This is a genomic window from Yersinia sp. 2553 StPb PI, from assembly GCF_052217105.1.
Lineage (GTDB): Bacteria > Pseudomonadota > Gammaproteobacteria > Enterobacterales > Enterobacteriaceae > Yersinia > Yersinia enterocolitica_E.
This window is the reverse complement of record NZ_JAZGPX010000002.1, coordinates 4,019,609-4,031,347: the sequence shown is the minus strand read 5'-3', so window position 1 is coordinate 4,031,347 and position 11,739 is coordinate 4,019,609. Positions and strand designations below refer to the sequence as shown.

Below are 11,739 nucleotides of genomic sequence, written 5' to 3'. Positions count from 1 at the left end.
AAAAATAACATGTAAATTATTTCAAATACGTTTAAATGTAAAATGGGCCACTATAAAGCGGCCCATTATCAATATTAATAGCTAACTAATTAAATTAGGCGTGCTTTCGCTTCGACAATAGCAGAAGCCACTTGCTGTGGTGAGACCCCACCTTTAGCAACACGTTTATCCAGGCAAGATTGCAATGCCAGAATCGGATAAACATCATCGCCAATCACTGCGCTGAACTTCTGCAAATCAGCCAGCAAGAGTGCTTCCAGCGCTTTACCCTGACGAATAGCTTCAACGACCGCTTCACCAACAATATGGTGCGCCTCACGGAAGGGTACGCCCTTGGCGACCAGATAATCAGCCAGTTCAGTGGCATTGGCGTAACCCTGTTCTGCCGCTTCTTTACAACGTGGCCGTTTTACCTGAATACCGTCTAATACCAGCGCCGCCATATGCAGGCAATCGAGCCAGGTATCCAACGCATCAAACAGCCCTTCTTTGTCTTCCTGCATGTCTTTGTTATAAGCAAGAGGCAAGCCTTTCAACGTCATCATCATTCCGGTCAATGCACCTTGTACCCGGCCACATTTACCACGGATTAATTCCAACGCATCTGGGTTTTTCTTCTGTGGCATCAAGGAAGAACCGGAGGTCACACGATCCGATAAATCAACAAAAGCCGCTTCGCCACTGTTGAAGAAGATCAGATCCTCAGCAAAACGAGACAAATGCACCATGCCGATGCTGGCATCAGACAGTAGCTCTAAGACGTGGTCGCGGTCTGAAACACTGTCGAGGCTGTTGCGAGTGGCAGAGGCGAAACCTAACCAGCTAGCCAGTTGTTCGCGATCGATGTCATAGGCAGTACCTGCCAATGCCCCACAGCCCAATGGGCTGACATCCAAGCGCGTCAGGGTATCTTGCAGTCGGCTTTGGTCACGCGACAGCATTTCTGCATACGCCAGACACCAGTGAGCAAAAGTCACCGGTTGAGCACGTTGCAAGTGGGTATAACCCGGCATGACGGCATCCTGATTCGCTTCGGCTGTGGCAACCAGCGCCTGCTGCAACTGCTTAACCGCAGTTTGTAATTCAGTAATCTGGAATTTGCACCACAATTTCAGATCGGTCGCCACCTGATCATTACGGCTACGGCCGGTATGCAGTTTTTTACCTAAATCGCCAACTTTATCAATCAGTTTGGTTTCGACCCAACTGTGAATATCTTCAGCATCACTGTGCAAGATAGCCTGCGGATCGGCCTGCACTTCTTTTTGCAATGCATCAAGTGCCTGTTCCAGTTGTTGCTGTTCGGTAGCCGTTAATACCCCAACCGTCACCAGCGCTTTCGACCAGGCAACAGAACCGATAATATCCTGCTCCGCCAGCCGATAATCAAACCGCAGTGAATCGTTGAATTGCTTGAAACGCTGATCTGCCGCCTGACTGAACCGCCCGCCCCACAATGCCATAATCTTTCTTCCCTAGTTTCAGAATAAAAACTCATAATATACCCAAAGTAGTTGGAGTGGCAGCAAGGCAGCAAACGCACGAATCCCGTTGAGCTGACTCAAGTCAGTGATTCGGGTGAGTAAGAGCCGCTAACAGCGCTGCAACTTCAAATAAGAAGGGTATTTAGGCCAGAATACGTGTGCCAATTGGCTCACCATTAAACAGTGCCGGTAACTGATCCGCATGACGCCAACTGGCAATATCTACCGGGCGGCCTAGTGAGCGTGCTGCATCCAGTGCTGCGTTCACTTTAACTACCATACCATCGGTGATGATGCCTTGAGCAATGAGTTGCTCGGCCTTTTGCGCCGTCATTTCAGCAATCCGTTGGCCTTTACCATCCAGTATGCCACTAACATCAGACAACAAGATCAAATCTGCCCCAAGGGTGGCGGCTAACGCGGTGGCTGCCTGATCGGCATTCACATTCATCAGTTGGCCGTCGGCAGTAATACCAATGGAGCTGATAATGGGCATGTAATCCGCAGCCAGCAAGGTATTCACCAAAGTAGGTGATCCCGGCTGAGCATTACCCACATGCCCCAGCTCGGCATCCAGTAGCGTTACCGAGACGGTTCCACCATCGCCCAGACACAAGCCAACAGCATTAATATTATGTTTCACCGCCCAAGACAGCAGGGTTTTGTTAGCGGTGCCAGCCAGTGCGCCGGTAATGATATCAATCTGATCAGCAGGGGTGACGCGTAAGCCGTTTTTCTTCACTACTGGCAAAGCGAGTTTTTTCATCAGAATGTCAACCAGACAACCGCCACCGTGCATAATCACTAGCGGGCGCTCATGCTTTTCGCGATAAGTCACCAATGCAGTAAACAGGCGTTCCAGCGCTTCTTCGCTGTCGAGCAACACGCCACCTAATTTAATGACTAACGGATTCATCATTTTTGCGCCTTATTTAATCGGGTAAAATTTATGGGTTTACAGGCATGACCGCAACCAGCAATTTCGGCTAGTGACTTACCTTGCCCCACAACAGAGACTCGGTTTCTGTAAAACCAAAACGTATATTCATGCATTGTACAGCCTGAGCTGCCGCACCTTTCAGTAGGTTATCTTCAGTAGCGACAATAATTAAATGTTCGCCTTGCACCGAGAAACCAATATCGCAGAAAGGCAAACCAACCACCGCTTTCAACGCGGGAACACCCTGCTGATACAACCGCACCAGCGGTTTATCCTGATAAGCATGGTGATACGCGTCGGCAATATCTTGCGCCGTAATACCCGCGTTCAGACGGCAGGTAATGGTCGCCAAAATGCCCCGGGCGAAATTACCCAAGTGCGGGGTAAAAATAACTGGCGTGCCAAGGTGAGCCACAATTTCTGGATGATGACGATGATTAAACAAGCCGTAGGGCTGTAAACTCACTTCACAGAAACTGTTGCCGATACTGGCCTTACGCCCTGCGCCGCTGACGCCACTGACCGCATTAATCACCGGCCACTGTGCTTCATTCAATAATTTGCTATCAACCAACGGCTTAAGCGCTAATTGCGATGCGGTTGGATAACAGCCTGGTACCGCGATCAACTGTGCCTGCTTAATCTCTTCTGCCTGCCATTCAGCAAGCCCATAGACGGCTTTATCCAGCCAATCGGGATGTTTATGTTCAAAACCATAATACTGACGGTAAAACGCCGTATCTTTAACCCGAAACGCACCGGAGAGATCGAATACTACACAACCGGCAGCTAAAAATTGCGGCGCTAAATCATGGCTGACCTCGTGGGCGGTAGCGAGGAACACAACATCAACCCCTTTTGCCGCCTGAGCCACATCCACCAAGGGTTGCAGCGGGAGATCAATAATGCCTTTTAGCTGCGGATGCAGGTCAGAAAGTAATTTTCCTGCATCTGCACTTTGCGCTGAAACCGTTAAACCGGTTATGTTCATATGTGGGTGACGACTCAGGTAAGCCGTAAGCTCCGCTCCGGCATAACCACTGGCACCAACAATTAGCGTATTCAACATGGGTTCAGTTCACCTTACCCTACTTACTTGACGTTGCAGCAGTGCTTATTACTCACTTGCCGCCTACCTGCAACTCCAAGTACTTTGGGTATAAAAATGTAATTCGGTATAAAGACATAAGTAGTCAAAACCGGTATTTGGGTTTTCAGCAAGGTTTTGCTGTTCCCCTCGTGATTGAGCGTTGACATTTTCGTAAATTTAAGGGTGTTTTTCGGTTCCCTTACGCTCAAGCTTAATGTATTTTTATTCATAATTACTGCATGAATATTGATACTATCCTAACCAAAGGCTGTCAACAGTGAAGATGAAATTACCTCCATTTATTGAGCTGTATCGGGCGTTAATCGCGACGCCATCGATCAGCGCAACCGATAGCGCTCTCGATCAAAGTAATGAGGCGTTAATCAACTTGTTGGCCGGATGGTTTGCAGACTTGGGTTTTCGTGTCGAGATCCAACCCGTGCCCGATACACGCCACAAATTTAATCTGCTTGCCAGCATTGGAGAAGGCAATGGTGGATTATTGCTGGCGGGTCATACCGATACAGTGCCTTTTGATGAAGGGCGTTGGACGCGCTCACCGTTCACCCTGACCGAACATGACAATAAGTTGTATGGTTTGGGTACCGCCGACATGAAAGGCTTTTTCGCCTTTATTCTGGATGCGGTGCGCGATATCGATGCCAGCAAACTGAGCAAGCCGCTGTATATTCTGGCAACCGCCGATGAAGAAACCACCATGGCAGGCGCGCGCTACTTTGCCGCCTCCAGCCAGTTGCGCCCAGATTTTGCCATTATCGGTGAGCCAACCTCGCTGCAACCGGTGCGGGCGCACAAAGGGCATATTTCCAATGCTATCCGAATTACCGGTCAGTCTGGGCATTCTAGCGATCCGGCACGTGGGGTGAATGCCATTGATTTAATGCATGAATCTATCACTCAATTGATGAAGCTACGCACCAAGTTGCAAGAGCGTTATCACAATCCGGCGTTTACTATTCCGTATCCCACCATGAATTTTGGTCATATTAACGGCGGTGATGCGGCAAACCGTATCTGTGCTTGCTGCGAATTGCATATGGATATCCGCCCGTTGCCGGGCCTGACATTAAGTGATCTGAATGAGTTAATGACCGAAGCGCTGACACCGGTAAGCCAGCGCTGGCCAGGCCGTTTGAGCATTGACGAACTGCATCCACCGATCCCAGGCTATGAATGCCCAACCGATCACCATATGGTAGGGGTTATCGAGAAATTATTGGGTGAGCGTACCGCGGTGGTGAACTACTGCACCGAAGCGCCGTTTATCCAGCAAGTGTGCCCAACTCTGGTGCTGGGACCCGGTTCGATCGATCAAGCCCATCAGCCAGATGAATTTATCGATATGGCCTTTATCGAGCCAACCCGCGAGCTGATTGGTCAGTTGGTTGACCATTTCTGCCAGCAGTAATTACCTCTTATGGGGTAGGCGATCAATTTTGCCTATTAGGAAGACTGATAACCTGACCTTGGTAATTAAATTTCAGCAATATCCCTAAAATTGATGTTTTTTTGCTAAAAATAGTGTCAATTGGAGTATGGAATTGAACGTGGCGAGTGGAATTGTCCATCTCGGCCTTTTGGGTGAAATTAATTTACAAAAAGAAACCATAAAAGTTTATACCCAAAGTCATTGGCGTTGCAGGTAGGCAGCAAGTGAAAGACAAATCGGTTGAAGACCGATTTGAACAGCATTTATGCTAGCCCGCAGGGTGAGCCTCTTTGAGGCTCATTAATCCCGATAAGCTGACACCGGTCAGTGATTCAGGTGAGTAAGCGTCGCTAACCACCCTGCGGCGTCAAGGGCGAAGGGGATATGGGTCAGGGGTCATATGAACGAACAATATTCCGCAATGCGAAGTAACGTCAGTATGCTCGGTACGCTACTCGGGGACACCATCAAAGAAGCGCTTGGTGAACACATCCTTGAAAAAGTAGAAACCATCCGTAAATTATCCAAATCTTCGCGTGCTGGTAATGAAGCGAGCCGTCAGGAACTGCTGACCACGCTGCAAAATCTGTCCAACGACGAGCTGCTGCCGGTAGCCCGTGCTTTTAGCCAATTCCTCAATCTGACGAATACGGCGGAGCAATATCACAGTATTTCACCACACGGTGAAGCCGCAAGTAACCCAGAAGCTCTGGCCCAGCTTTTCACTCGCTTAAAAGATAAAAAGCTGAGTGAGAAAGATATGCGCAGCGCGGTTGATGAGTTATCCATTGAGTTGGTGTTAACCGCTCACCCAACCGAAATTACACGTCGCACCCTGATCCACAAACTGGTGGAAGTGAATACCTGCCTGAGCCAGTTGGATCACAATGACTTAGCCGATTACGAACGCAACAAGATCATGCGTCGTTTGCGCCAGTTAGTTGCACAATCGTGGCATACTGACGAAATTCGTAAAATACGCCCTTCCCCAGTAGATGAAGCCAAATGGGGCTTTGCCGTGGTTGAAAACAGCCTGTGGGAAGGTGTGCCCGCATTCCTGCGTGAGTTTAACGAGCAGTTACAAAACTCGCTCGATTACCGCTTGCCTGTAGAGGCCGTGCCAATACGCTTCACCTCTTGGATGGGGGGGGACCGTGACGGTAACCCGAACGTTACCGCTGAAATTACCCGCCATGTGCTGTTACTCAGCCGTTGGAAAGCCACCGACCTGTTCTTGCGTGATATTCAAGTGTTGGTATCAGAGCTGTCCATGTCGGAATGTACCCCGGAACTGCGTGAATTGGCCGGTGGCGAAGAGGTGGTCGAACCTTATCGCGAATTAATGAAACGCGTCCGTACCCAGTTGACCAATACTCAGGCTTATCTGGAAGACCGTCTGAAAGGCGAACGTGTCTTGCCACCGACTGATTTGCTGGTGAGTAATGACCAACTGTGGGACCCACTTTACGCCTGTTATCAGTCTCTGAAAGCCTGTGGCATGGAGATCATTGCTAACGGCCAACTGCTGGACACCCTGCGCCGCGTACGCTGTTTTGGTGTGCCATTGGTGCGTATCGATGTACGCCAGGAAAGTACCCGCCACACCGATGCCATCGCTGAACTGACCCGTTATCTGGGCCTCGGCGATTATGAAAGCTGGTCTGAGGCGGACAAACAAGCCTTCCTGATCCGCGAGCTGAACTCCAAGCGCCCACTGGTTCCGCTGAAATGGGAACCGAGTGCTAATACACAAGAAGTGCTGGAAACGTGCCGGGTGATTGCCGAAGCACCACAAGGCTCTATCGCCGCTTACGTTATCTCCATGGCTAAAGTGCCATCAGACGTGCTGGCAGTGCATTTGCTGCTGAAAGAAGCGGGTTGCCCATTCACGCTGCCCGTTGCGCCATTGTTCGAAACCCTTGATGACCTGAACAATGCCGACGAAGTGATGACCCAGTTGCTAAATATCGACTGGTATCGCGGCCTGATCCAAGGCAAGCAGATGGTGATGATTGGCTATTCCGACTCAGCAAAAGATGCTGGCGTGATGGCTGCATCCTGGGCGCAATATCGGGCGCAAGATGCGTTGATCAAAACCTGTGAGAAGGCCGGTATCTCTCTGACGCTGTTCCACGGTCGTGGCGGTTCTATCGGCCGTGGCGGTGCGCCTGCACATGCAGCTCTGCTCTCTCAGCCTCCGGGTAGCTTAAAAGGCGGCTTACGCGTCACTGAACAAGGCGAGATGATCCGCTTTAAATTTGGGCTGCCGGAAGTCACTATCAGCAGTCTGGCGCTGTATGCCGGAGCGATTCTGGAAGCCAATCTGTTACCGCCGCCAGAGCCGAAGAAAGAGTGGGTTGAGGTGATGGACATTCTATCGGACGCTTCCTGCGATATGTATCGCGGCTACGTGCGTGAGAATCCTGAGTTTGTCCCTTACTTCCGCGCCGCGACCCCAGAGCTGGAATTAGGTAAGTTGCCATTGGGTTCTCGCCCGGCAAAACGCCGTGCGGATGGCGGAGTCGAGAGCTTACGTGCCATTCCATGGATTTTCGCTTGGACACAAAACCGCCTGATGCTACCTGCCTGGCTGGGTGCGGGGGCCGGTTTGCAAAAAGCGATTGATGCCGGTAAGAAAGAAGTATTAGCCACGATGTGTCGTGACTGGCCATTCTTCTCTACCCGTATCGGGATGCTGGAAATGGTGTTCGCCAAAGCTGATTTGTGGCTGGCGGAGTATTACGACCAACGTTTAGTGGATAAATCACTGTGGCCGTTGGGTCAGCAATTACGTGACCAGTTAGCCGCGGATATTAAAGTGGTGCTGGCTATCGCCAACGATGACCACTTGATGGCTGATTTACCGTGGATTGCGGAATCGATCGCGTTGCGTAATGTGTATACCGATCCACTGAACGTGCTGCAAGCTGAGCTGTTGCACCGTTCGCGCCAGCATGAGCACCCAGATGCCCGTGTTGAGCAGGCATTGATGGTGACTATCGCCGGTGTCGCTGCGGGCATGCGCAATACAGGTTAACCATTGATTTTGGGGGAAGCGATTCCCCTGATTATCTTTTGTTTACTTGATGATTATGATGAAAAGGGGCCAGCGCCCCTTTAACAACTTACGGCCTCACCCCAAGAGTATGGCAAATCGCATAACTCAACTCTGCCCGATTCAAGGTATAGAAATGGAAATCCTTCACCCCTTCACGGCTTAAAATCTTCACCATATCCATCGCCACTGAGGCACCCACCATTTTGCGCGTCTCAGGATCATTATCCAGCCCTTCGAAAATACTGGTCATCCAGTGTGGTACCCGCACGTTGGTCATGGTGGCAAAGCGCTGAAGCTGTTTAAAATTGGATACCGGTAAAATGCCCGGCACGATTTCAACGTCGATGCCGGTAGCCACACAGCGGTCGCGAAAACGCAGATAGCTCTCAACATCAAAGAAGAACTGGGTAATTGCCCGGTTAGCACCCGCATCAATCTTACGCTTGAGGTTGATCAGGTCAGCTTGCGCGCTTTTAGCTTCAGGATGGACTTCTGGATAAGCCGCCACCGAGATATCAAAATCCCCTACGTCTTTCAGCAAGGTCACCAAATCAGATGCGTACATTTCTGGTTTACCACTATCCGGTGGCAAATCCCCTCGCAGAGCAACGATATGACGGATACCGCTGTTCCAGTAATCGGTAGCAATATCACGTAACTGAGTCGGTGAAGCATCAATGCAGGTCAGATGTGGTGCGGCTTCCAGGCCAGTGCGCTCTTTTATCCCTTTGATGATGCTGTGGGTACGATCGCGCTCGCCAGAGTTCGCGCCATAAGTCACCGAGACAAACTTGGGTTTCAGGGTGCTCAGACGATCAATCGAACTCCACAGGGTCTCTTCCATCTCGCTGGTGCGCGGCGGGAAAAACTCAAAAGAAACATTAATCTGACCCTGCAACTCTGACAGACTTTGATTCAGCGCTTCCCGCTGGTTTGCGTGGAAAAAACTCATACCCTGTTACTCCATTGTCGTTATGACGACTTATGTTATCTGTTACCGCTCATTTATGAGCGTCTATACGTTTAGACGGCTAAATAGAAAATGACGGAAGTTGGCTAAAGAGTCAACTTTTAAATAAGTTTAGGGTGATGATTAATCTTCACACGCCATACGCGGAAAATTCATGTAGACCTCTAACCCTTGAAGTTACAGGGGTTCGCGGTATTCGCTTACTGCCTGTCAGCAATATGCGCTCTTGGGGACCGGCATTAAAGAGGGGATGGGTTAAAGAGGCAGTTTCGCCTCCTCCGCTTAAGCAGAAGAGGCGAGTTAATGCAAATTACAGCAATTGAGACAGGCGGTTTAAATCAGACTGAATTGCACCAGCAGTAACATCACGCCCGGCACCTGGGCCACGAATGACCAGTGGGTTATCGCGATACCAACGGCTCTCAATGGCAAAGACGTTATCGCACGGCAGCAATGAGGCCAGCGGATGGTCAGCACGGACTGCTTCAACGCCCACTCGAGCCTTACCATTAGCATCAAAGCGTGCCACGTAACGTAACACCAACCCCATCTCATTCGCGGCTTCTAAGCGCTGAATCATTTGCTGATTCAATGCTTCGCCATTTTCAAAGAACTGATCTACCGACCCCACATCAGCACCAGCAGGCACCAGCGACTCCACCCGCACCTGATTCGGTTCAATGTCATAACCCGCTTCACGGGCCAGAATCACCAGTTTACGCATCACATCCTGGCCTGAAAGATCCACCCGTGGATCTGGCTCAGTCAGACCTTGTTGCCAGGCTTGATCTACTAATTCGGTAAAGGGTACCGTGCCGTCAAATTGCAGGAATAACCACGACAGCGTGCCGGAGAAGATACCACTGATCGCCAAGATACTGTCGCCGCTATCACGTAGATCACGCACCGTGTGGTTAACCGGTAAGCCAGCGCCCACCGTGGCGTTGTACAGCCAGTGGCGGCCGGTTTTGGCAAAAGCATCGCGAATTTGGCGGTAGTTATTGCTACTGGATGCTCCGGCCAGTTTGTTGGCGCTGATAACGTGGAAACCGTAGCTGGCGAAATCCAGATATTGTCCGGCCAGCGACTCACTAGCGGTCACATCCAGCACCACCAAATCATCAAACGGGTGTGCTCGCATCCATAAAAACAGCGACTCTTCATCCTGCTCTTTGGCTTCGTCATCATAAAATGCCAATGTCCGACTGGCATCCAGCCCATCGTAACTTAACAGGCTGCGGCGGCTATCCACCACACCTGCTAGCACAAACTCAAAACCACTGCGCGCCGAGATATTCTTCTGCTCGCGGGCGAACAGTTCCAGCCAGCGGGCACCAATATTACCTTTGCCAAACAGCATCAGACCAATGCGTTTTTCTGCACGGAACAGTGACTGGTGCAAGCCCTGAATCAGGTGTTCAGTCGGACCAAGGCGCAAAACGGCCACCATGCTGATCCCATCTTCTGCCTGCCAAATAAACTCAACTGGCTGATCTTTTAACTGTTGGTAGAACCGGTGGCTGTGCAGTGGGTTCTTGCAAACCCCCGCGCCCACCAGTGCGACCAGTGCCAGCCCTTCGCGTAGGGATAATTTACCCGGCAGCGCGGCATCTTCCAGCACTCTTAGTGCACTGTTAACTACTTCGGAGGTATAGCAGAGTTGCAACAGATTGCGATCGGGATGAATACCGGTGGCTAGCGGTTTGATTTGCGCACGTTTGAGTAGCAAATCAATCTCTTTCTGCGCCAGCGAGAAATCGTGATGACCGGCAATCTGCAATTCGATCAGGCAGACATCATCATGGCTGGTAACGATTTTCGCCCCCGAACCTGATGCCAGTACGCGCTCAATGCGGGTTGAACCCTGCTCTGGCTGATAACTACAACGCAGTTGTAAATCGATATCGCTGCCTGAAACCGGCTGTAGCGTGCGGGTATGCAGCACCGGTGCTGCCAGACGGGCCAATTCACTGGCTTCATCCAATCGTAGCAACGGTAACAGACAGGCATCTTTTACTTTGCGTGGGTCAGCACTGTATACCCCAGCAACATCACTCCAGATGGTCACGCGCTCGACACCCGCCAGCGCCCCGACTTGTGTCGCCGAGTAGTCACTGCCGTTACGCCCCAGCAGCACGGTTTCACCGGAATTACTGCGCGAGATAAACCCTGTCACCACCAAACGTTGATGTGGGTGCTGGGCCATTAATTGTTGTAACAGCGGGTAAGAACGGCCTTCATCGATTTGTGGTTGTGCCGCACGCTCTGCACGCAGGAAACTACGGGCATCCAGCCAGGTGGCGTTCATATCCTGCTTGTTCAAAACCGCCGCCATCAAACGGGCGGACCAAATCTCACCGTGCCCCACCACTTCGGCGTAAATTGCATCGTCGACTTTGTTATCCAGCAGGCCCGCCAGACGCTCCAAATCATGGATAAACTCACTAATCAGCGGTTCGGCCATTTCTGGAGACAATAAACCACTGATCAGATCATGTTGATAACGACGTAAATTTTGTTGCACCTGATGAGCAGAAAGACGATCACTTTGGCTCAGTTTCAACCAGCTAATCAGTTGGTTGGTGGTACTGCCTGCCGCAGACACCACCATCAGATCACCAGGATGACTGTAATTGGCCATAATATTGGCCACCCGCAGGTAACACTTCACATCCGCAAGGCTACTACCACCAAACTTATGCAGTTGACGGCCGGTCACCGCCGCTGCTACCGCTGTTGCATTCATG

Annotated in this window: 7 protein-coding genes; 2 read left to right on the top strand and 5 right to left on the bottom strand. The window is 50.8% G+C overall.

All coding sequences use genetic code 11. The features are described from left to right. Positions 1-89 precede the first annotated feature (89 nt). The 3 genes from argH to argC form a co-directional block, all read right to left on the bottom strand. Complete coding sequence (gene argH / locus V2A84_RS19850) at positions 90-1,463, bottom strand: argininosuccinate lyase (RefSeq protein WP_442848264.1); 1,374 nt, start codon at positions 1,461-1,463, stop codon at positions 90-92. Positions 1,464-1,626: 163 nt separating this feature from the next. After that, complete coding sequence (gene argB, locus V2A84_RS19845; protein WP_083163986.1) at positions 1,627-2,400, bottom strand: acetylglutamate kinase; 774 nt, start codon at positions 2,398-2,400, stop codon at positions 1,627-1,629. Between the two features lie 70 nt (positions 2,401-2,470). After that, the gene (gene argC, locus V2A84_RS19840; RefSeq protein ID WP_083161798.1) at positions 2,471-3,493 is read right to left on the bottom strand and encodes an N-acetyl-gamma-glutamyl-phosphate reductase; all 1,023 of its coding nucleotides are present in this window, start codon (positions 3,491-3,493) and stop codon (positions 2,471-2,473) included. Between the two features lie 304 nt (positions 3,494-3,797). On the opposite strand from argC, the gene argE reads away from it, so the two are divergent. Together argE and ppc are read left to right on the top strand one after the other, a co-directional pair. Beyond that, positions 3,798-4,943 (top strand): acetylornithine deacetylase, encoded by a 1,146-nt coding sequence (argE, locus tag V2A84_RS19835; protein WP_193784854.1) that lies wholly within the window; start codon positions 3,798-3,800, stop codon positions 4,941-4,943. Positions 4,944-5,364: 421 nt separating this feature from the next. Further along, positions 5,365-8,001 (top strand): phosphoenolpyruvate carboxylase, encoded by a 2,637-nt coding sequence (gene ppc, locus V2A84_RS19830; RefSeq protein WP_083161794.1) that lies wholly within the window; start codon positions 5,365-5,367, stop codon positions 7,999-8,001. Positions 8,002-8,089: 88 nt separating this feature from the next. Here the strand turns inward: ppc and metF are convergent, their stop codons facing one another. After that, positions 8,090-8,974, bottom strand: coding sequence for a methylenetetrahydrofolate reductase (gene metF / locus V2A84_RS19825; protein ID WP_083161792.1), 885 nt, complete (start codon positions 8,972-8,974; stop codon positions 8,090-8,092). 328 nt (positions 8,975-9,302) lie between these two features. Next, positions 9,303-11,738 (bottom strand): bifunctional aspartate kinase/homoserine dehydrogenase II, encoded by a 2,436-nt coding sequence (locus V2A84_RS19820; RefSeq protein WP_083161790.1) that lies wholly within the window; start codon positions 11,736-11,738, stop codon positions 9,303-9,305. Position 11,739 lies beyond the last annotated feature (1 nt).

Excerpts from the sequence above, each read along its gene's own strand:
- V2A84_RS19820 (WP_083161790.1), bottom strand. The coding sequence starts at position 11,738 with ATGAATGCAACAGCGGTAGCAGCGGCGGTGACCGGCCGTCAACTGCAT.
- ppc (WP_083161794.1), top strand. The coding sequence starts at position 5,365 with ATGAACGAACAATATTCCGCAATGCGAAGTAACGTCAGTATGCTCGGT.
- argB (WP_083163986.1), bottom strand. The coding sequence starts at position 2,400 with ATGAATCCGTTAGTCATTAAATTAGGTGGCGTGTTGCTCGACAGCGAA.
- argC (WP_083161798.1), bottom strand. The coding sequence starts at position 3,493 with ATGTTGAATACGCTAATTGTTGGTGCCAGTGGTTATGCCGGAGCGGAG.
- argH (WP_442848264.1), bottom strand. The coding sequence starts at position 1,463 with ATGGCATTGTGGGGCGGGCGGTTCAGTCAGGCGGCAGATCAGCGTTTC.
- argE (WP_193784854.1), top strand. The coding sequence starts at position 3,798 with ATGAAATTACCTCCATTTATTGAGCTGTATCGGGCGTTAATCGCGACG.
- metF (WP_083161792.1), bottom strand. The coding sequence starts at position 8,974 with ATGAGTTTTTTCCACGCAAACCAGCGGGAAGCGCTGAATCAAAGTCTG.